This window comes from Streptomyces albiaxialis (assembly GCF_039530985.1).
GTDB lineage: Bacteria > Actinomycetota > Actinomycetes > Streptomycetales > Streptomycetaceae > Streptomyces > Streptomyces albiaxialis.
Genome location: NZ_BAAAPE010000011.1, coordinates 297,350 through 317,361 on the forward strand (window position 1 = coordinate 297,350; position 20,012 = coordinate 317,361).

Below are 20,012 nucleotides of genomic sequence, written 5' to 3' on the forward strand. Positions count from 1 at the left end.
AAGAATGATGAGAGGTAACATCGAAAACGTCAAACACGTCAAGCACCACTGCCGGCACAGGAGGGCGGCCATGCCGCGGATCACCAGGGAAGACAAGGCCAGGAACCGGCAGAACATCGTCGAGGCAGCCGGGCGCATGTTCCGCTCGCAGGGCGTCGATGCCGTGGGCATCGCCGAACTGATGAAGGAGGCGGGCCTGACCCACGGCGGCTTCTACAACCACTTCGCGTCCAAGGACGATCTGGCCGCCGAGGCGTGCGGCGCCTCGTTCGAAGCCTCCCTGGGCTCCCTGGAGCAGTTCCTGGAGGAAGGCGCCGATCTCAACGGCCCAGCGCTGAAGCGAGTGGTGGACAACTACCTTTCGGCCGCCCACCGCGACGCCTCGGACGGCGGCTGCCCCTCCGCCTCCCTGGTCATCGACGCCGGACGGCACAGCGACACGATCCAGAGCGCCTACGCGGCCGGCGTGGAGGGGTACCTCACCGGCTTCGCCGAGGAGTTCGCCCGCGAGCACGAGGGGGAGCTCACCGCGCAGGAGGCGCGGGAGCGCGCGGTGCTGCTGCTCAGCCGGCTCGTCGGGGCGATGACCCTCGCCCGCGCCGTGAGCCACGTCCAGCCCGAACTGTCCGACGAGATTCTGCGGACCTGCCGCACCCACCCTCTCGACTGACGGGCGCGGCACGGGGTCGCGTTGCACCGGTGACGAGAAAGAGGGCACCCTTCAACGGCCGGCGGTGCGCGGGGCCCGCCGGAGAAGAAGTGAAGGGGACACCATGTGCGGCAGCGCCGGAGCACAGGATCGGAGCGGCTCCACACCGCTGTGCGGCCAGGGACTCGATCGCTACCGCGAAGCGGTGACGAAGGGCCGGATCACGGGCGAGGTGCCCGAGTGCCTGCTCCGGAACGGCCTCGTGCGCCCCGCGCCGGACGACCCGGGCGCATACGCCCCCGTGCCGCCCGACATCGCCCTGTCACGGCACGCCCGCCCCGTCCAGCAGGCGATCCTCGAACAGCAGCAGGCCCTGCTCCGCGTCCAGGCGCGCTACGCCGAGGCCGAGACCGCGTACCACGAGGCACGGCGGACGGCCGCCTCCGCCGGGCGGTTGCTCCAGGGCCGCGCCACCGTCTACGCCGCGCTGCGGGCCGGGGCCGACGGCTGCCGGGAGGAGGCGCTCACCCTCCAGCCCGGCGGCGCCCGCCCGCCCGCCGTGCTGGAGACCGTGCTGGACTGGGAGTACGAGATGATCGGCCGCGGCGTGCGGCGCCGCACGCTCTACCAGCACTCCGCGCGCTCGGACGGCCCGACCCTCGCGTACATGGAGAAACTCACCGAGGCGGGCGGCGAGTTCCGCACCCTCGACGAACTCTTCGACCGCCTGGTGATCTACGACCGCACCGTCGCGTTCATCCCGGTGGCGGGCACGGACATGCGGGAGAACGCGCTGGCCGTCGAGCACCCCGCGATCGTCGCGTATCTCGCGAACGTCTTCGAGAACGCCTGGGAGAGGGCCGACGCGGTGACCTTCGCCCAGCCCCGTTCCCGCCCCGCGCCGCTGACCGACGCGAAGCGGAGGGCCGTGCTCCGGTTGATGGTGGAGGGGCACACCGACCAGACCATCGCCGCCCGGCTGGGCATGAGCGCCCGCACGGTCGCCAACCACGTCAGGGCCGCCTCGGACCAGTTCGAGGCCCGCAGCCGCGCCCAGCTCGCCTACCGCCTGGCCCGCTCGGGCCTGCTGGAGGAGGGGCGGCCGTAGCGCGGGAGCGGGCCCCGGGGCTCACGTCACCTCACGTCACCTCACGTCACCTCGCCTCGCCTCACGCGCCGTCGGTCGCGAGCGCGGCGAACGCGGCCGGGTCGTAGGTGCCGCCCTGCATGCGCGTGATCACGCTGAACCGGTTGGCGGCGTTGATCATGGCGACGGCCGAGATCAGCGCCGCGGTCTGGTCGTCGTCGTAGTGCTCGCGCACCCGGGCCCAGGTCTCGTCGGAGACCCCGAGGTGGGCGTCGGCGATCCGGGTGCCCTCCTCGGCGAGCGCCAGCGCGGCCCGCTCGGCGTCCGTGAACACGGTGGACTCGCGCCAGGCGGCGACCAGGTTGATCCGGAGCGCGGCCTCCCCGGCGCGCGCCGCCTCCTGGGTGTGCACGTCGACGCACCAGCCGCAGCCGTTGATCTGGCTGACGCGCAGCTCCACCAGCTCCAGCAGGGACTTGGGCAGTGACGCCTCCTGGATGGCCAGGTTGACGCTGTAGACCCGCTTGCCGACCTTGGTACCGAGCGGGTTGGTCATCAGGTTGAGACGGGGTTCCATGGCGTTTCCTTCCGCATGGCTTGGCATCGTGTCGCCATGAAGAAGCCGCTCCCCCGCGCCCTGTGACAGCGCCGCGATGTGACGTAGGCCACGTGGCACGGGCGTCACAGGAGCGCCGCGCGCGGCATCTTGTGCGTGACCCCTACGGCCCGTACCCACAGGCAGGCAGGAGCCGGAATGAACGCGCGCGGCACCCCCGCGGACCCCGCCACCGAGGCCTTCGTGGCGCACCGCAATCTCCTCTTCACGGTCGCCTACGAGATGCTCGGCTCGGCCGCCGACGCCGAGGACGTCCTCCAGGAGACCTGGCTGCGCTGGGCCGGCGTGGACCTCGGGACCGTGCGCGACCCCCGCGCGTACCTCGTACGGATCACCACGCGCGAGGCCCTCACCCGGCTGCGGACGCTCCGCCGCCGCAAGGAGTCCTACGTCGGGCCGTGGCTCCCCGAACCGCTGCTGACCGCGCCGGACGTCGCCGAGGACGTGGAGCTGGCCGAGAGCGTGTCGATGGCGATGCTGCTCGTGCTGGAGACCCTCGCGCCGACCGAGCGCGCGGTGTTCGTGCTGCGCGAGGTCTTCGACCTCGGGTACGACGAGATCGCCGAGGCCGTCGGCAAGTCCCCCGCCGCCGTACGGCAGATCGCCCACCGCGCGCGGGTCCATGTCGCCGCCCGGCGGCCGCGCGGCGACGTGCCCGCCGCCGGGCCCCGCGACGCGCTCGACGCCTTCCGGGAGGCGGTCGAGACGGGCGACATGCGGCGCCTGTTCGACGTCCTCGCGCCGGACGTCGTCCTGCTGACCGACGGCGGCGGAGTCGTCCGCGCCGCCCTCTCGCCCATCGTGGGCGCCGAGCCGGTGACCGCCGTCCTGGCCCGCCTCGCCCCCGCGGCGACGCTGCGCCCGCTCCAGGTCAACGGACGCCCCGCGCTCCTCGTCGAGGTCGCGGGCAGGACGGACAGCGTGCTGGCCGTGCGCCTCGACGACGGCCTGATCACCGGCCTCTACGCGGTGCGCAACCCGGAGAAGCTCTCCCGCCTCGGCCGGGAGACGCCGGTCAGCCGCTGAGCGCCACCGGCAGGGAGCTGATCCCGGTGATGAAGTTGGACTCGATGCGGCGGGGCGGGCCCGTCAGGGCGATGCTCGTGGCGTGGGTGCGCAGCGTGTGGAGGAGGGTGCGGAGTTCGGTGCGGGCCAGATGGGCGCCGATGCAGAAGTGGGCGCCGTGGCCGAAGGTGACGTGGCGGTTGGGGGAGCGCGCGAGGTCGAAGGTGTCCGGCTCGTCGAAGGCCCGCTCGTCACGGTTGGCCGCCGGGGTCCAGAGGGTGACGATGTCGCCCTCCTCGATGCGCGTGCCCCGCAGTTCGGTCGCCGCCGTGGCCGTACGGCCCACGTGGGAGGCGGGGGACGTCCAGCGGAGGATCTCCTCGACGGCCGGGTCGACGGCGGCGGGGTCGGCGAGGAGCCTCTTCCACTGCTCGGGGTGGTCGATGAGGGCCAGCACGCCGCCGCTCATGGCGAGGCGGGCGGTCTCGTCGCCGCCGACGATGAGGTTGTAGCAGTTGAGGAGGGTCTCCTCCTTGGTGAGCGGGCGGCCGTCGACCTCGCTGGTGGCCAGGAGGCTGACCAGGTCGCCGCCGGGCGCGTCGCGGCGCTCGGCGGCCAGCCGCGAGTAGTAGCCGAGGATGCGGCTGCGGGCGACCCGGGTCTCGATGTCCGGCTCGTCCTCGCCGCCGGTGAGCATCGCCGCGTTCGTCAGCTCCAGGACGGAGGCGCGGTCCTCCTCGGGGACGCCGAGCAGTTCGCAGATGGCGGTCAGCGGGATCTGCGCTGCCACCTCCCGCGCGAAGTCGCAGGTGCCGCGCTCCAGCGCGGCGGTGACCACGCGCCGGGTCGCGGTCTCGATCGTCTGCGCGACGACGCCCAGCGCGCGGGGCCCGAAGCCGGAGATGAGCAGCCGCCGCAGCGCCGCGTGCCAGGGGCCGTCCGAGACGGCGATCATCTTGCCGCCCGCCGTGTCCCCGCCGCGCAGCAGCGTGCCGAGCATGTTGCCGCGCGCGACCGTGTAGTGCCGGTTGTCCTTGCTGACGGCGACGACGTCCTCGTACCGGGTCACCACCCAGAACCCCGGCAGCCCGCCGCGCGACGGGTGCCACCACACCGGCGCCTCGTCGCGCAGCCGCCGCCACACGGGCCCGAGGTCGGACGTGGCGTGCAGCCTCAGGTCCAGGAGGTTGAGGTCGTCGAGGCCCTCCAGGGCCACGGGTGCGAGGCCGTGCATGCAGCCCTCCGGGGACGTACGGGTGTGGGGAGTTCGGTCGGATGGCGTGACCTTTGCTCACGGTGTACGGCGCACACAAGGCCCGGCGGCGCGTACGGCCGTGCGCCACCCGCGGTCCCAACCCTCGGTCGGCGGGCCCCTGTTCGGTCACCATCTCGCGGTGACGTGCAGGCCGTGCGACAGGAGTGGTGGATGAGCGACAACCCGTGGGTGTCCCGGATCGGTGCCCCGCGACCGGAGCGGCCGGTGCTGCTGATCTTCCCGCACGCGGGCAGCGGCGCCTCCGCGTTCCAGCGGTGGCGGCGCACGGCGCCCGAGGACGTCGAGGTGCTCGCGGTGCGGATGCCGGGGCGCGAGACCCGGATCCGCGAGCCCCTGGTGGCGGACCTGCCGACGCTCGTCGAGCGGGTCGCGGACGGGGTGGCGGACGTCCTGGAGGGACGCCCATACGCGTTCTACGGGCACAGCGTGGGCTCGCTCGTCGCCTACGAGCTGACGCTGCTGCGCCGCGCGCGCGGGCTGCCGGAGCCGGAGGGGCTGACGCTGTCCGGCTATCCGGCACCGCATCTGCGCACCCCCGACCCGCTCCACGAGGAGCCGGACGACACGCTGCTGGAATTCCTGCGCGAGCGGGATTACGTGCCCGAACTGCTGCTCACGCAGAAGGGGTTCATGGAGATGCTGCTGCCCATCCTGCGGGCCGATTTCGCGCTGGCGGGCGGGTACCGGCCCGGGGCGTACGGGGTGGAGGAGCCGCTGTCCTGCCCGGTGCACGCGTTCGGCGGCGGCGACGACCCGTTCGTCACGCCCAAGGAGCTGGCGGGGTGGGGCGATCTGACCCGCGGCGAGTTCACCTCGGAGATCTTCCCCGGCGGTCACTTCTTTGTCTTCGAGCGGTCGGAGGCCGTCCTGCGGGCGGCCGTCTCCCGCCTGACCGGACGGGGCGCGAGCGAGGTGTGACCAGCCCTGTCCCGTCGACGGGACAACTCCCGGGGAAATCGGGGGCGGTGCGGAATCACTTCCCTTGAACCCCCGAGCGGGCCGCCGCTACCGTGACGCCGCCCGGAAGACGGACATCCCATTGGGGGCTACCACTAAGGAGCGATCACGGTGCAGCGAGTTGCTCGGTTCGCGGCAATTCCGGCTGGGCGGCGGGCCAAGTGGCTATTCCTCCTCCTCTGGTTGGTGCTCCTTGTCCTCATCGGCTCCCAGGGCAGCAAGATGTTCACGCTGCAAAAGAACAGCGGCATCAGCAACGTGCCCGGTTCGGCCGAATCCGCGCAGACCGAGGAGCGGTACCAGGAATTCCCCGGGCGGAAACACCTCTCCGCCGTCGTCGTCTATCACCGGGATTCCCAACTGACCGAGGCGGACCGGAAAACCGTCGACGACGACAGGGCCGTGCTCGCGCGCAAACTCCCGAAGGGCGAGGTGCCCGCGGCCGAATTCTCCCGGGACGGCACGACGGCACATGTGGACGTCGGCATCCCGGTGCGCGGCAACGACCTGAGTTTCGACGAGACGGAGAAGGTCACCGACGCCGTCGACGCCGTCGAGCGCACCGTGCGCGCCGGGGAGGCCCGCGGCGGGCTCGAAACCGCCGTGACCGGGCAGGCCGCCTACACCTCCGCGAGCGCCGGGGTCATGGGGGACGCGAACGTCCCGCTCTTCCTGGCCGTACTGCTGCTGCTCGTCCTGCTGCTGGCGTGCGCCTTCCGGGGCGCGGTGCTGTGGGGCGTGGTGCTGGCGTGCGGCGGCTTCGGCATGGCGGTGGCCGAGGGCGTCGTCTATCTGCTCGGCAAGGCCGCCGGGCTCACCTACACCACCCTCTCCCAGGGCCTGCTGACCGTCCTCGCGCTGGGCGCCGCCGTGCACTACGGGCTGCTGGTGACGGCCCGTTACCGCGAGGGGCTGCGCGCGTACGAGGACAAGCACGCGGCGATGGCGCACGCGCTGCGCCGGGCGGGCCCGACGGCGCTCGCCGCGGCCGGCGCCGTCGTCGTCACGCTGCTGTGCCTCACGGCCGCCGACGTCACCTCCACCCAGGCCCTCGGGCCGGTCTGCGCGGTCGCGGTGCTGTGCGCCGTGGCCGTCGCCACGACGCTGCTGCCACCCGTGCTGCTGGTCTTCGGCCGGTGGCTGCTGTGGCCGGACGTCCCGCGCCCCGCCGCGGACGCGCCTTCGGTGAACGGCCTTTCGGCAGACGGCCCCTCGGCGGACGGACCGTCGGCGGAGGGCGGCGCCTCCCCGCGTGCCGCCGGGCTCCTGCGGCGGCGCCCCCGCGCCGTGTGGGCGGGGTGCGCCGCGCTCCTCGGGGCGCTGGCCCTGGGCCTGTTCGCGACGAGCACCGGGCTCGCGGCCGACGAGGGGTTCAGCTCCGAGCCGCAGGCCGTCGCCGGGCAGCGGCTGCTCGCCGGGCACGCGCCCGGGGGCACCGGACACCCGGTCACCGTCGTCACCGCGTCCGCCGCCGCCGACCGCACGCTCGCGGCCGTACGGGACACCGAGGGCGTGACCGGCGCCCGGAAGGTCGCCGAGCACGAGGGGCGCGCGCTCCTGACCGCCACGCCCACGGCGGCGCCCGGCAGCGCCGCCGCGCTGGACGGCGTCGAACGGCTGCGCGACGCCGTGCACGCCGTGAAGGGCGCCCGCGCCGTCGTCGGCGGCGCCGACGCGGTGGCGCTCGACACCCGCGAGGCGGCGGCGCGCGACCGCGCCCTCGTCGCCCCGCTGGTGCTGCTCGCGCTGGCGGTCTGCCTGGGGCTGCTGCTGCGCGCGGTCCTCGCCGCACTGCTGCTGACCGGCGCCGTGGCGCTCACCTGGGCGGCGACGCTGGGCCTGGTCACCGCCGCGTCAGGGCCCGTGCTCGGCTTCGAGGGCCAGGACCCGACGCTCGCGCTGCACTCGCTGCTGTACGTGGCGGTGCTCGCGGCCGGTTCGACCGTCTTCCTGATGTCCCGGATACGGACGGAGCACGCGGAGAGCGCGGAAAGCGGCGGCTCCGGCTCCGGTCTCGGCTCCCCCGAGGCCGTGCTGCGGGGCCTCGCGGCGACGTCCCGCGTGACCTTCTGGGCGGGCCTGGTGCTGGCCGGGGTGTTCGGCGCGCTGGGCCTGATCCCGAGCGTGCCGGTGACGCAGACCGCCCTCGTGGTGGCGCTCGGGATGCTGCTCGACGTGTGCCTCGTACGCCCGTTGCTGGTGCCCGCGCTGCTGCTGGACGCCGGGGAGCGGAGCTGGTGGCCGGGCGGCACCCCGGAGCGTACGGAGCGGAACCGGGTCTCCGGCATTCCGCGCCCCCGCAGCCCCGAACCGGCAGAGACGATGTCAGGAGACCTCGATGTCTGACGCGCACGACGCCCCGCACAGCCCGCGGGCCGACCACGCCGTGCCCTCCGCGCCCGCCGCCCCTTCCGGAGCCGTCGCGCCCTCCGTACGCGTCGTGCGGCACGGTCCCGCGCGGCCCGGCGCGCCCGTGCTGGTCTGCTTCCCGCACGCGGGCGGCGGGGCCTCGGCGTTCCGCCGCTGGCCGGGCGCGCTGCCCGACGGCGCCGAACTGGAGCTGTGGGCCGTGCAGCCGCCGGGCCGCGAGGAGCGCGCCGACGAGCCGTGCCTCACCGACTTCGGCGAACTCCTCGCCGCCACCGCCGCGTCCGTCGGCGAGGTGGTGGCCGGGCGGCCGTACGCCTTCTTCGGGCACAGCGTCGGCTCGGTGCTCGCCTTCGAGCTGGCCCGCGAGGCGCGGCGGCGGGGCGAGCGGCTGCCGGAGGCGCTGGCCGTCTCCGCGTTCCCCGCGCCGCACACGCTGGTGCCGCACGCGCTGGACGGGATTCCCGACAAGGCCATTCTGGATTTCCTCAGCGGCCTCTCCTACGCTTTCGCGGACGGTCAGGCCCCGCCGCCCCGGCTGGTCGAGGAATTCCTGCCCGTGCTGCGTGCCGACTTCTCGGCCGTCAGCAGTTACGCATTCGCCGACGAGGCCCCTCTCCCCTGCCCGCTGCATGTGTTCTGCGGCAGCGTCGACCGTTTCGTGCGGCCGGCCGAGCTGCACAAGTGGGACGCCTACACGGACGGGGAATTCGCCCTGCACGTCCTGCGCGGCGGGCACTTCTATCTGAACCAGCACGCGGCCGGAATCCTGGAGATCCTCGGCACGCATCTGACAGCACATTCCCTCACCCAGGAGGTCTGAGAGCGGCATGGGCAACGGAAAGCAGATCCGCAGCATAGGCGTGATCGGCGGTGGCAGCGCCGGATATCTGGCCGCGCTGACGCTGCGGGCCCATCTGCCGGACACCAGCATCAGCCTGCTGGAATCGTCGAGCATTCCCGTCATCGGCGTCGGCGAGGCCACCACCTCCGAATTCCCGCCCTTCCTCTACAAGGTGCTGGGATTCGACATCGAGGACTTCTTCGCGAAGGTCAGGCCGACCTACAAGCTCGGCATCCGCTTCAACTGGGGCGGCCGGGACGAGGACCACTACTTCAACTACGCGTTCGACACCGGCTCGGCCGCCGAGTCGCAGGAGTACGACGGGAACATCAAGCGCGCCACCCTGCTGTCCGTGCTCATGTCCGAGCACCGGCACCCGGTCGTCCGCTCGGGCGACCAGCCGCCGTTCTCGCTGGAGCCGCTCTACCCGTACGGCTACCACATCGACAACAAGCGCTTCCTCGGCTACCTCCACGAGCAGGCGCGCGCCCGGGACATCACGCACATCGACGCCACCGTCGACGAGGTCGTCCAGAGCGCCGACGGCACCATGGAGGCCGTCGTCGACACCGAGGGCGTGCGCCACGAGTTCGACTTCTTCATCGACTGCACCGGCTTCCGGTCGCTGCTGCTGGAGAAGACGATGGGCTCGCCGTTCCTCTCGTACGCCTCGACCCTCTTCACCGACTCGGCGCTCTTCGCGACGGCGCCGCACGACGGGGAGATCAAGCCGTACACCCGCGCGCAGACCATGGACAACGGCTGGGCCTGGACGATCCCCATGCGGGACGAGGACCACCTGGGCTACGTCTACTCCTCCTCCTACGTCACGGACGAGGAGGCCGACGCCGAGTTCCGGCGGGTCTACCCGGGGCTGGGCCCCACGCGCCAGGTGCGGTTCCGCTCCGGGCGGCACGACGAGTTCATCAAGGGCAACGTCGCCGCGATCGGCAACTCCTACGGCTTCGTCGAACCCCTGGAGTCCACGGGCCTGTTCGTCATCTGCCGCCAGTCGCTGCTGCTCGCGATGGCGCTGGCCGAGAGCGACGGGCCGCTGACCACGAAGACCACCGACGCCGTCAACGGCGCCATCTCCGACACCTGGGACTTCATCCGCTGGTTCCTGTCGGTCCACTACCGCTACAACACCCGGCGCGACACCCCCTTCTGGCGCGCCTGCCGCGAGAGCACCGACATCTCCGGCGTCGAGCGGTGGGTCGACCGGTTCCGCGAGAAGGGCGCCCTCACCTACTCCACGACCGACCTCAGCGTCGGCGGCACCATCAACTTCGGCGCGTACGGGCACGACGTGCTGCTCTTCGGCCAGCAGGTGCCGCACAAAGCGACAGGCGCCCGCGAGACCCGCGAGGAGTACGAGCGGCGCGCGGCGGGCTACGAGGAGCTGGCCCGCGACGCGATGCCCCAGGCGGAGGCGCTGCGCTTCCTGGAGGAGCACCCGGAGATCCTGCGCGAGCCGATGAGCGGCGCGAACTCCTGGATGGCGAAGTTCATGGACTCGGTGATCGACATCTGCGAAGAGGCCCTGCGCACGGGCCGCTCGAAGGACACCGCGATGGCGGAAAGGAATCAAGCGTGATGACCCTCACCCAGGAGGCCGGACGGGCCGGATCCGGCACCCGGCTGCTGCACGAACTGGTGGCCGAGCAGGCGGCGCGGACGCCGGACGCGCCCGCCGTCGAGGCGGGCGACACCCGTATCAGCTACGCCGAACTCGACAGCCGCGCCACCCAGCTCGCCTGGCTGCTGCGGGAGCGGGGCGTGACCGCCGGCGCGGTGGTGGGCGTCTGCCTGGAGCGCTCCGTCGAACTCGTCGTCTCCCACCTCGCGGCGCTCAAGGCGGGCGCGGCCTATCTCGCGCTCGACCCGTCCGACCCCGCCGACCGGCTCGCCTACGCCCTCCGGGACGCGGGCGCCGCGGTCGTCCTCACCGAGGCCGTGACCGCCTCGGACTGGCCCGAGGCCGCCGCCGCGCTCGCGCTGGACGTGCACGGGGCCGAGAAGGAGGCCGCCGCCGAGGTCCGGCAGAGCACCCCGCCGTCCGAACTGACCGGCGCCGCCTGCGCGTACGTCATCTACACCTCGGGCTCCACCGGCCGCCCCAAGGGCGTGCTCGTGCCGCACGAGGGCGTCGTCAACCTCGCCAGGTGGCACGGCGCCGAGCACGGGCTGACCGGCGAGGACCGCTGCGCGCTGCTCGCGCGGGTCGCGTTCGACGCGATCTGCTGGGAGACCTGGTCCGCGCTGGCCGCCGGGAGCTGCCTGGTCGTGGCCCCCGCCGCCGTCAAGCAGGACCCGGACGCCACGCTGGCCTGGCTCGCCGACGAGCGGATCACCGTGGGTTTCCTGCCGCCGCTGCTGGCCGAGCGGCTCTACACCAGCCCGCACGCCACGCGCTCCGCGCTGCGCGTGCTGCTCACCGGCTCGGACCGGCTGGCCCAGCACCCGCCCGCCGGGCTGCCGTTCAGCGTGCACAACAACTACGGTCCCACCGAGTACAGCGTCGTCGGCGCCGCGGGCACCGTCCCCGCGGGCGCAGAGGGCTCGCCGTCCCTCGGGGTGCCCGTCGCGCACACCCGGGTCCGCGTCCTGGACGAGGATCTCGCCGAGGTCGCCGAGGGCGCCACCGGCGAGATCCACCTCAGCGGCACGGGGCTGGCCCAGGGCTACCTGGGGCGTCCCGGCCTGACTGCGGAGAAGTTCGTGCCCGACCCGTACTCCGGGGAGCCGGGCGCGCGGATGTACGCCACCGGCGACCTGGGGCGCTGGAACCCCGACGGCACCCTCGCCTTCGAGGGCCGCGCCGACCGGCAGGTGAAGATCCGCGGCTACCGCGTCGAGTGCGGCGAGGTCGAGACGCGGCTGCTGGCCCACACCTTCGTGCGCGAGGCCGCCGTCGTCGCCCGCCCCGACACGGCCGGCACCCCGCGCCTGGTGGCCTACCTCGTGTGCCCGCCCGGCCACGAGCCCGCCGAGGCCGAGCTGCGCGAGCACCTCGCCCAGGCCCTGCCCGAGTGGATGATCCCCTCCGTCTACCACCCGCTGGCCGCCCTCCCCAAGAACGCCAACGGCAAGGTCGACCACGCCCAGCTCCCCGAGCCGCACACCGAACGCCCCGACACCGGCTCGGCGTTCGCCGGGGCGCGGAACGCCACGGAGGAGACCATCGCCCGCATCTGGGGCGAGGTGCTGAACCTCGACGAGATCGGCATCTACGACAACTTCTTCGACCTGGGCGGCCACTCCCTGCTGGCCACCGAGATCGTGGAGCGGATCTCCGTCGAGTTCGACGCCGACCTCGACGTACGGGCCATCTTCGACTACCCGACCATCGCCGAGCTGGCCGCGAGCCTGAGCTAGGAGCACGAGCAGCACATGAGCGAGATCATCGACGTCGACAGCCACTTCCAGGAGCCGCCGGACTGGCTGGTCGAGGCCGACGCGGAACTGGCGGCCCGGGTCGATCCGCGGTGGTACTTCCGCACCTCCACCCAGGACCTGTTCGGCTTCTTCTCCGACGGCGCCCCCGAGGAGCGGCTCGCGGTGGACGCCGAGCGGCTCACCGCCTCCATCCAGCAGTCCCAGGACTTCTTCGCGGGCTTCCCCACACTCAAGGAGGCCGCGGCCGCCGCGGGCGAGAGCCGGTTCCGCGGCATGGCGTACCCCTTCGGCGGCTACCTGCCGGACGAGCGCCTGGCGTGGATGGACAAGAACGAGATCACCGCCCAGATCATCAACCCCGCCTCCGCGCTGGTGACCGTGCAGCGCGTCTCGGAGTACCTGGAGCCCGAGGACGTGCCGCGCACGATCCAGGCGTACAACAACTGGGCCGGCGAGGTCGTCAAGGGCCACACCGACCGGATGCTCACCACCTCCCTCCTGTGGTGGGAGGACGTCGACTGGTGCGTGCGCGAGCTGCGCCGCACCCGGGAGATGGGCGCCCGCGCCTTCCTCATCCCCGGCCGCCCCCCGGCCGGGCGTTCCCTCGCGCACGAGGCCTACGAGCCGATCTGGGCGGCGGCGAGCGAGCTGGGCATGCTCGGCGTGCTCCACTTCGGCTTCCTGGGCGGCCCGCAGGTCGCCCCCGGCTGGTACGAGACGGGCCGCGACGAGCTGAAGGACGTCGGCTACGCGCTGGCGTCCATCCACCCCACCACCCCGCAGCTCGCCTCCGCCGCGCTGATCGCCTCCGGCGTCTTCGAGCGGCACCCGGGCTTCCACCTCACGCTCCAGGAGTACCAGGCCACCGGCTGGGCCCCGGACTGGGTGCACGGCCTGGACTACCTGCTGGACCTGCCGGTGCTGCGCAACATCACGGGCCGCTGGTCGCTGCCGCTCAAGCCGAGCGAGTACTTCCGGCGCCAGGTCCTCGTCGTCGCCCAGCCCGGCGACCGCGTCCAGCGGGCCATCGACGAGCTGGGCGAGGGCTGCGTGGTCTTCTCCTCCGACTTCCCCCACCCCGAGGGCTCCTCGACGCCGACCCGCGAGTTCCGCGAGCTGCTGGAGAAGGAGCCGGTGTCGCAGTCCAAGGCCGACAGCTTCTACGGCCGCCGGATGCGCGAGATCCTCTCGGGCACGGCATGAAGTTCCGGTTCGGGATCCAGCTCATCGGGGCGCGGACCCGCGACGAGTGGGTCGGCGCGGCACGCAGGGCGGAGAGCACCGGCTTCTCCACCCTCGTGCTGCCCGACCACTTCGGCGGCGGACAGCTCGCCCCGCTGCCCGCGCTGATGGCCGCCGCCGACGCGACCTCCACGCTCCGCCTGGGCACGCTGGTCCTCTGCAACGACTTCCGCCACCCGGTCGTCCTCGCGCAGGAGGCCGCGACCGTGGACCTGCTGAGCGACGGCCGCCTCGAACTGGGCCTCGGCGCGGGCTGGATGAGCGAGGAGTACGAGGCGGCGGGGCTGCCCTTCGACAGCGCCGGCACCCGGGTCTCCCGGCTGGAGGAGTCCGTACGGATCGTGCGGGACGTCCTGGACGACGGCCGGGCCGACTTCTCCGGCGAGCACTACCGGGTCACGGGCTTCGAGGGCGCGCCGGAACCGGTCCAGCAGCGGGTGCCGCTGCTGGTCGGCGGCGGCTCGCCCCGCGTGCTGCGGCTCGCGGGGCGGCACGCGGACATCGTCAGCGTCCACCACGACCTGCGCTCGGGCGAGGCCCGCGCGCAGGACATCACACCCGAGGGCACCGAGCGCAAGCTCTCCTGGGTCCGCGAGGGCGCGGGCGCGCGCTTCGCCTCCCTCGAACTCCAGGTCGGCGTCGGCATCTTCTGGGTCACCCCCCGCCGCGAGACCGTCCTCAACGGCCTGAGCCGCCGCCTCGGCATGCCGCCGGCCCTCGTGGGCACGCTGCCGAACGTCATGGTGGGCAGCGTGCCCCAACTGGTCGACCAGTTGCAGGAGCAGCGGGACCGGTTCGGCTTCAGCTACGTCGTGATCCAGGGCCGCGACATGGCCGACGCCGAGCCCTTGGTGAACGCCCTAGCCGGTTGTTAGGGCTGTACCACCAGGGGCGCGGGGAACTGCGCGACCAGCCACAGCGCGCCTGCTGGCAGCGACATACGTGAGCCCCTACGGCGGGATTCTCGCCGTAGGGGCTCACGTGCGCTGCCGAGCGCGCCCACGTCGTGGCCGCTCGCGCAGTTCCCCGCGCCCCTGACGGGGCACCTCGCGCGTCGGCCCGAAGCAAGCGCAGCGCCCGCGAGGGACGCGGAAAGAAGGGGTCCGCGCCCCTTAGGGCGCCATCTGAGCCTCAGTCGCGGGGTGCGGGCCCCCGTGTCGGGTCTCGTATTCCGTGAGGGCCACCTTCATGGACTGGTCCCAAGAAGCGGACGCTTCCGGGATGGCGGCGGAGAGGCCTATCAGTTCCATGCGGCGGAGCAGGGTACGGCGCGCGCTCGCGTAGCGGGCGGCGTACTGAGTGCCCAGCGCGGCGCGGAGCGGCGGCAGGGACGCGCCGGGGAGCTTCCGTTCGGGGGCGACGAGGGCGAGGGTGACCTGGGGGATGGCCTCCAGCATGGTGGCGCGGACGTGCTCGGCGTGGTCACCGAGCACGCCCTGACGCGCGGCGTACATGCCGAAGGCCATGTGCCGGGACTCGTCCCGGATCACGTTGCGCAGGCCCGTGTTGAGGACCGGCAGCCGTCCCCGGAGCTGGCGGACCATGGAGAGCATCGAGCCGAGGACGGACATCGCGAGGACGCCCTCGGCCATCAGGTGGTAGTACGTGACCGCCTCGTACCAGGCCCTGCGGTCGTCGGGGTGGAACTTGACCCGGTCCGTACGGGCCTTCAGCTCGTCGTCGAAGATCGTGGAGACCGCGTCCCCGGCGGAGGCCCACGCGTCCTCGATGACCTTCTCGTGGCTCGGGACGCGCTCGCGCATCTCCTGGAGGTAGGTGGTGAAGAAGCGCGTGTGCCGGGCCTCGTCGGCGATCTGCGTGCACAGGTACTGGTGCTCGTCGAGCGTGGGGGCCGCGTCGGCGATGGGCGAGAGCGTGTCGCTGACGGCGGCCTCGCCGAGGACGAAGCCCTCGATCATGGACTCCAGCTCGCCCCGCGCGTACGGCCGGACCGCCGCCCAGTCGGCGGCGTCGTCGGCGATCGGCAGCTCTGTGAGCTTCCACTGCCCGTTCTCCCACTTGCGGAAGAGTTCCGAGGGGGAGACGACGCGCTCCTCGTCGGCCTCCATCTGCTCCGTGACGTCGGTGGTCACTGCTCCTCCTTGCCGGAGTCGTGGAGGACGACCCCGTCGATCGTTCCGTTCATGAGCTGGTCGAACATGGCGCGGCGCTGGGGCTTGCCGCTGGAGGTGCGGCGCACGGCGCCGCGGTTCGCGGCGACGACCACGACGCGCACGCCCCGCAGTTGGCGGCGCAGCGCCCGGTAGACGGGCTCGCTCCACTCGCCGGGCTGCTTGACGACGAGGACGGCGGCGGTGTCCTGCCCTTCGAGGCTGCCGAGGACGACGGCGTGCCGGACGCGGCGCAGCTCGGGGAGTTCACCGAGGACGGTCTCCAGGTCCTCCGCGAAGACCTGGACGCCGCGCACCTTGAGGGCGTCGCCGAGCCTGCCGAGGACGTGGAGCCGGTCGTTCCAGAAGAAGCCGGCGTCGCCGGTGACGAAGGCGCCGTCCCAGCGCGGGTGGCCGCGGTAGCCGTCGGCGAGCGCGACGCCGCCGACGGCGATCTCGCCGAGCACGCCGGGCGGCACCGGGTCGCCCGCCTCGTCGCGGACCTCGACGGTGACGCCGGGCAGGACGCGTCCGCTGGAGGCCAGCTCCAGGGGTTCCTCGACGGGGAGTTCGCCGGTGTCGAGGACGACCTTCTCGCCGAGCCGCAGCCGCGCGCGGTCCACCCGTACGCCCGGCGGGGGCACCCGCAGGTCCTCGCCGGTGACGGCGAGGGTGGCCTCGGCCAGCCCGTAGGCGGGCGAGAGCGTTCCGGGGCGCCAGCCGAAGGGCGTCAGCAGCCGCTCGTAGGCGTCCAGGACGCGGCTGTCGATGGGCTCGGCGCCGACGACCTGCACGAGCATCTTCGAGAAGTCGCAGCCCTCCAGGTCCTCGGCGCGTACGCGCCGCAGCACGTGTGCGAGCGAGAACGGCGGTACGGAGGTGATCTGCACGTTGCCGCTGCCCAGCAGCCGCATCCAGCGGGCGGCTCCGCCGATGAACTGGTCGGGCTGCATCACCCACAGCTCGGACTGCGTGACGAGGCTGGGCAGCACCATGCCGACGAGACCCATGTCGTGGTGGATCGGCAGCCAGGTGCCGCAGGCGTTGCCGTCGCGGAAGCGCAGCCACCGGGCCAGCAGGGCGATCTGTCCCTCCAGCGCCGCCAGCGAGACCTCGACGCCCTTGGGCGCGGAGGAGGAGCCGGAGGTGAACTGGAGCAGCGCCGTGCTGCCGTTCTCCCAGGTGTGGACGGGCACCTCGTCCGCCGTGGCCCCGAACGCGTCGTCCAGCGGGACGATCGGGGTGCCGAGGCTGTCCAGCTCCTCGCCCCACTCCTGCGCGATGTCGGGCTCGGCGAGGAGCACCCGGGGCCGCGCGGTGCCCAGGATGGAGCCGAGGTGGCGGGTGTAGGCGGCGCGGTCCTGGAAGAGGGCCGGGGGCACGGCGGGCGAGGGCGTGGCGCCCGCGGCGAGCGCGCCGAAGAAGGCGGCCATGAACCCGGGCCCGTTGCGGTGGACGACGGAGACCACGTCGCCGGGGACGACCCCGGCCCCCGCGAGCCCGGCGGCCACGCGCCGCACGCGCGCGGCGAGTTCGGGGTACGGGGTGTACTGCCACGCGCCCTCGGCGTCCATGGTGTGCACGCCCCGGTCGGAGCGCGGCCCGTCGAGCCAGTCGAGCAGCCCGGGGACGGCGGCGTCGTCGGGGACGGCGGTGTCGGTCGTACTCACGGTGTGGCTCTCCTCAGCTCTTGCCCGCGATCTCGTGGACGGCGGTGACGATGACGTAGATGTTGGCGAGGCCCAGCACGAACAGGAGCCTGCTGCCGGTCCAGCGGGTGACGGGCGCCCGCCAGACCCGGACGACGGCGCCGGCGCGGCCCCGCAGGAAGGTCGCCAGCAGCGTGGAGACGAGCAGCAGCACCAGCGCGGGCTCGCGGGTGATGTGCCAGACGGCGGGTGCGACGAGCACGACGGGCACCCAGAGCTGCCAGGCGGGCGCCTCGCCGAACTTCCCGGAGGCCAGGAGGCGTTCGGTCCAGTCGGCCAGCAGGTAGCCGAAGAGGGCGGGCAGCAGGATGAAGAGCGGGACGGTGAGCCAGAGCGGCTTCACCGCGTAGTAGTCGACGCCGTCGGGGCGGATGAACATCGCGCCGCCCGCCGTGGCGCCGAACACGGCGGTCTTCCAGTGCCGGTTGCCCTCGGCGAGCCAGGGCCGTACGAGGATGTAGAGGGCGCCGACCTGGGCGCCCATGGCGATGCCGGTCTCCAGCAGGCCGAAGGTCTGCAGGCTCCACTCGCCGATGGTCGACTTCGCGTCGGTGGTCTTGCCCATCGACGAGTCGGGCGAGGTGAAGCGCAGCAGGTACATCACGAGCCGCCCGCCGACGCCGCAGACCAGGAGGCCCGCGAGCGCGCCGGTCACGATGCCGGCGGACAGCTTCCACAGCGCCGCGCCCGTGTCCCGGAGAGCTGCCGTGCGGCCTTCGGCGGACTCCGCCGCCTCGTTCGTCGCTGTCATGGTCCGGGGATCTCTTTCGTCGCGTCGGGGTCGGTCACGCCGCGGGCGAGCGCCGTCTCGAACCGCCGCGCCAGCTCGGCGACGGTCCCGGAGGGCACCCGGGGCGCGTGCCCCACGCCGAGCCGCCGGTGGTCCGGGGCCTCGTGGAGCGAGAGATGCAGGTCGGCGGTGAAGCCCGCGCCGTGCATGCCGTACGGCACCCGGCGCAGCCGCCCGCCCGGGGGCGGGCCGCCCTCGTGGAAGGTCTGGTAGACCACGTCAACGGCGGTGTCCCCGGCGCGCCGCAGGGCGCGCAGCTCGGGCCGGGCCAGCAGCCGGTGGTACGGCACGACGGCGGCGTCCAGCGCGCCCAGCACGGTCTCCCGGGTGGCGCGCAGCGCGTCGCGGAAGGTGCCGGTGGCGCGCAGGTGGACGGGCACGGTGCTGATGAACGGGCCGAGCGTGTCGCGCAGCGGCGCCCTGCGCCGGGTGGACACCTCGATCGCGACGAGCGCGCCGTCCTGCCCCGAGAGCTGCTGGAGGGCGAGGGTGAGCGCGGTGAGCCCGGCCATGAACGGGCTGGCGCGCTCGGCGATGAGCAGCGCGCGCAGCGCCTCGTCGTCCACCGCGTCCAGCCCGAACTCGGCGGAGCGCACGGAGCCGGGGACCCGGGTGCGGGGTTCGACGCCGGGCAGGACGGTGGGTTCGGCGTCGCGCAGGGCGCCCGCGGCGGCCTCGATCAGGCCGTCGAGCTTCGGGCCGTAGACCTCGTGCTGCCAGGCGGCGTAGTCGGGGTAGGCGACGCGCTCGCCGTACTCCCCTCCCCTGCCGTCGAGTTCGAGTTCGAGGCGGCGCTCGATCTCGTCGAGGGTGACGGCGTCGGCGATGGTGTGGTGGACGACGGTGGCGAAGGCGTGCCCGCCGCCGGGCAGCGGCGCGAGCGCGGCGCGGAAGAGCGGCCCGTGGTGCGGTTCGAGCGGGCGGCGCACGAACTCGCCGAGCAGCTCGTACGGGTCGCCGTCGCCGGTGAGGCGCTCGACGGGGATCTCCAGCTCCTCGTCCACGTGCTGGACGTAGCCGCCGTCGCGGCGCCGGATCCGGGCGCGCAGCAGCGGGTTGCGGGCCACGAGCCGGTCCACGGCGGCGCACAGCTCGTCCGCGTCCAGCCCGGGCGGGGCCTCGTACAGCCGGGGCATGTTGAAGGTGCCGGTGCGGCGCATGCGGGAGAGGAAGAGCATCCACTCCTGCTCGTACGCGGCGGGAGCGGTGGTGCGGCCCGTGGCGTGGCCCAGCAGTCCGGGCCCGGCGGCCGGGCCCGGCCCTGAGGCGCGTCCGGTGGTCACGGTCACGGCGCGGGCACCTCCTCGGCGCGGTGGAACTCGGGCCGTACGTCCAGCAGCGCGGGGAACAGCCGGGCCTCCATCCGCTCGCGCAGCAGCGCCGCGGACTGTCCCGCGGTGCCCATGGCCGCGCCGATCTGGCGGCTCACCAGCCGCCAGTGCGCGGACATCCACGCGCCGAACGCGTCGTCCAGGTCGACGAGCAGCTCGGCGACCTCGCGGGGGCCGCCGCCCACCGCGTCGTAGATCTTGACGAGCCCGCCCTGGCCCTCGGCGAGCGCCGCGAACGCGTCCCACAGGCTCGGGCCCGGGCCCCGGCACGCCTTGATCACCCGGGCGAACTGCGGGGACTGCGCGGCGGAGGCGGTGCCCAGCTCGGTGCGGAACCGGGCGAACTCGGTGGGCAGCATGCCGCACAGCACGTTCAGCGTGCCGGTGAGCTGGCCCAGCACGTCCACGGCGGTGCGCAGCCGCCGGGCCGCGCCCTCCGTGTCCTCCTCCAGCAGCATCCGCCGCGCGTCTCCGGTCTCCCGCAGCAGCGTCGCCAGCCACAGCTCGGAGACCTGGTGCACGGCGATGAACAGGTCCTCCCCCGGCGCGTCGGTGCGGGGGCTGTGGAGCGCGAGCAGCTCGTCGACCCTGATGTACTCCTCGTACGGGGTGGGGGGTGCGCTCACCAC

General features: G+C 73.3%; 17 protein-coding genes. 10 read left to right on the top strand and 7 right to left on the bottom strand.

Annotation, left to right across the window (positions count from 1 at the left end; translation table 11 throughout):
• Nucleotides 1–70: 70 nt before the first annotated feature.
• Together ABD343_RS21930 and ABD343_RS21935 are read left to right on the top strand one after the other, a co-directional pair.
• Nucleotides 71–670 (top strand): TetR/AcrR family transcriptional regulator, encoded by a 600-nt coding sequence (locus tag ABD343_RS21930; RefSeq protein WP_344530781.1) that lies wholly within the window; start codon nt 71–73, stop codon nt 668–670.
• A 184-nt stretch (nt 671–854) separates the two neighbouring features.
• Nucleotides 855–1,757, top strand: coding sequence for a LuxR C-terminal-related transcriptional regulator (locus tag ABD343_RS21935; RefSeq protein ID WP_344530783.1), 903 nt, complete (start codon nt 855–857; stop codon nt 1,755–1,757).
• 61 nt (nt 1,758–1,818) lie between these two features.
• Here the strand turns inward: ABD343_RS21935 and ABD343_RS21940 are convergent, their stop codons facing one another.
• Nucleotides 1,819–2,313: a carboxymuconolactone decarboxylase family protein gene (locus ABD343_RS21940; RefSeq protein ID WP_344530785.1), complete on the bottom strand. Its 495-nt coding sequence runs from the start codon at nt 2,311–2,313 to the stop codon at nt 1,819–1,821.
• Nucleotides 2,314–2,490: 177 nt separating this feature from the next.
• Between ABD343_RS21940 and ABD343_RS21945 the strand changes: the two genes are divergently transcribed.
• Nucleotides 2,491–3,378: an RNA polymerase sigma-70 factor gene (locus ABD343_RS21945; RefSeq protein ID WP_344530787.1), complete on the top strand. Its 888-nt coding sequence runs from the start codon at nt 2,491–2,493 to the stop codon at nt 3,376–3,378.
• Here the strand turns inward: ABD343_RS21945 and ABD343_RS21950 are convergent.
• Nucleotides 3,368–4,591, bottom strand: a complete 1,224-nt coding sequence (locus tag ABD343_RS21950) for a cytochrome P450 (RefSeq protein ID WP_344530789.1) — start codon at nt 4,589–4,591, stop codon at nt 3,368–3,370. The two genes, ABD343_RS21945 and ABD343_RS21950, sit on opposite strands and share 11 nt — an antisense overlap.
• 192 nt (nt 4,592–4,783) lie before the next feature.
• Here ABD343_RS21950 and ABD343_RS21955 point away from each other — a divergent pair, with 192 nt between their 5' ends.
• From ABD343_RS21955 to ABD343_RS21985, 7 genes are all read left to right on the top strand, one after another.
• Nucleotides 4,784–5,551 carry a thioesterase II family protein gene (locus ABD343_RS21955; RefSeq protein WP_344530791.1) on the top strand — a complete coding sequence of 256 codons (768 nt, stop codon included), beginning with the start codon at nt 4,784–4,786 and terminating at the stop codon, nt 5,549–5,551.
• Nucleotides 5,552–5,812: 261 nt separating this feature from the next.
• Nucleotides 5,813–7,936 carry an MMPL family transporter gene (locus ABD343_RS21960; RefSeq protein WP_344530793.1) on the top strand — a complete coding sequence of 708 codons (2,124 nt, stop codon included), beginning with the start codon at nt 5,813–5,815 and terminating at the stop codon, nt 7,934–7,936.
• Nucleotides 7,929–8,780, top strand: a complete 852-nt coding sequence (locus tag ABD343_RS21965) for a thioesterase II family protein (RefSeq protein ID WP_344530795.1) — start codon at nt 7,929–7,931, stop codon at nt 8,778–8,780. Before ABD343_RS21960 ends, ABD343_RS21965 begins: the two co-directional genes overlap by 8 nt.
• Before the next feature lie 7 nt (nt 8,781–8,787).
• Nucleotides 8,788–10,398, top strand: coding sequence for a tryptophan 7-halogenase (locus ABD343_RS21970; RefSeq protein WP_344530797.1), 1,611 nt, complete (start codon nt 8,788–8,790; stop codon nt 10,396–10,398).
• The gene (locus tag ABD343_RS21975; protein ID WP_344530799.1) at nt 10,398–12,179 is read left to right on the top strand and encodes a non-ribosomal peptide synthetase; all 1,782 of its coding nucleotides are present in this window, start codon (nt 10,398–10,400) and stop codon (nt 12,177–12,179) included. The genes ABD343_RS21970 and ABD343_RS21975 overlap by 1 nt, the downstream gene beginning before the upstream one ends.
• A gap of 15 nt (nt 12,180–12,194) precedes the next feature.
• The gene (locus tag ABD343_RS21980) at nt 12,195–13,403 is read left to right on the top strand and encodes an amidohydrolase family protein (protein WP_344530801.1); all 1,209 of its coding nucleotides are present in this window, start codon (nt 12,195–12,197) and stop codon (nt 13,401–13,403) included.
• On the top strand, nt 13,400–14,317 hold the full coding sequence (locus ABD343_RS21985) for a TIGR03621 family F420-dependent LLM class oxidoreductase (protein WP_344530803.1): 918 nt from the start codon (nt 13,400–13,402) through the stop codon (nt 14,315–14,317). Before ABD343_RS21980 ends, ABD343_RS21985 begins: the two co-directional genes overlap by 4 nt.
• A gap of 237 nt (nt 14,318–14,554) precedes the next feature.
• Here the strand turns inward: ABD343_RS21985 and ABD343_RS21990 are convergent, their stop codons facing one another.
• The 5 genes from ABD343_RS21990 to ABD343_RS22010 are packed head-to-tail and all read right to left on the bottom strand — an operon-like array spanning nt 14,555 to nt 20,012.
• Nucleotides 14,555–15,535: a ribonucleotide-diphosphate reductase subunit beta gene (locus tag ABD343_RS21990; protein ID WP_344530805.1), complete on the bottom strand. Its 981-nt coding sequence runs from the start codon at nt 15,533–15,535 to the stop codon at nt 14,555–14,557.
• On the bottom strand, nt 15,532–17,223 hold the full coding sequence (locus tag ABD343_RS21995) for an AMP-binding protein (protein WP_344530807.1): 1,692 nt from the start codon (nt 17,221–17,223) through the stop codon (nt 15,532–15,534). The genes ABD343_RS21990 and ABD343_RS21995 overlap by 4 nt, the downstream gene beginning before the upstream one ends.
• A gap of 13 nt (nt 17,224–17,236) precedes the next feature.
• Nucleotides 17,237–18,013, bottom strand: coding sequence for a hypothetical protein (locus ABD343_RS22000; RefSeq protein WP_344530809.1), 777 nt, complete (start codon nt 18,011–18,013; stop codon nt 17,237–17,239).
• Nucleotides 18,010–19,341, bottom strand: coding sequence for a condensation domain-containing protein (locus ABD343_RS22005; protein WP_344530811.1), 1,332 nt, complete (start codon nt 19,339–19,341; stop codon nt 18,010–18,012). Before ABD343_RS22005 ends, ABD343_RS22000 begins: the two co-directional genes overlap by 4 nt.
• Nucleotides 19,338–20,012, bottom strand: coding sequence for a tryptophan 2,3-dioxygenase family protein (locus ABD343_RS22010; protein WP_344530813.1), 675 nt, complete (start codon nt 20,010–20,012; stop codon nt 19,338–19,340). The genes ABD343_RS22005 and ABD343_RS22010 overlap by 4 nt, the downstream gene beginning before the upstream one ends.

Bases quoted from the DNA above. Each gene is read 5' to 3' on its own strand.
- ABD343_RS21930 (WP_344530781.1), top strand. From the start codon at position 71: ATGCCGCGGATCACCAGGGAAGACAAGGCCAGGAACCGGCAGAACATC.
- ABD343_RS21975 (WP_344530799.1), top strand. From the start codon at position 10,398: ATGACCCTCACCCAGGAGGCCGGACGGGCCGGATCCGGCACCCGGCTG.
- ABD343_RS21970 (WP_344530797.1), top strand. From the start codon at position 8,788: ATGGGCAACGGAAAGCAGATCCGCAGCATAGGCGTGATCGGCGGTGGC.
- ABD343_RS21945 (WP_344530787.1), top strand. From the start codon at position 2,491: ATGAACGCGCGCGGCACCCCCGCGGACCCCGCCACCGAGGCCTTCGTG.
- ABD343_RS21940 (WP_344530785.1), bottom strand. From the start codon at position 2,313: ATGGAACCCCGTCTCAACCTGATGACCAACCCGCTCGGTACCAAGGTC.
- ABD343_RS21985 (WP_344530803.1), top strand. From the start codon at position 13,400: ATGAAGTTCCGGTTCGGGATCCAGCTCATCGGGGCGCGGACCCGCGAC.
- ABD343_RS21965 (WP_344530795.1), top strand. From the start codon at position 7,929: ATGTCTGACGCGCACGACGCCCCGCACAGCCCGCGGGCCGACCACGCC.
- ABD343_RS21980 (WP_344530801.1), top strand. From the start codon at position 12,195: ATGAGCGAGATCATCGACGTCGACAGCCACTTCCAGGAGCCGCCGGAC.
- ABD343_RS22000 (WP_344530809.1), bottom strand. From the start codon at position 18,013: ATGACAGCGACGAACGAGGCGGCGGAGTCCGCCGAAGGCCGCACGGCA.
- ABD343_RS21950 (WP_344530789.1), bottom strand. From the start codon at position 4,591: ATGCACGGCCTCGCACCCGTGGCCCTGGAGGGCCTCGACGACCTCAAC.
- ABD343_RS21955 (WP_344530791.1), top strand. From the start codon at position 4,784: ATGAGCGACAACCCGTGGGTGTCCCGGATCGGTGCCCCGCGACCGGAG.
- ABD343_RS21960 (WP_344530793.1), top strand. From the start codon at position 5,813: ATGTTCACGCTGCAAAAGAACAGCGGCATCAGCAACGTGCCCGGTTCG.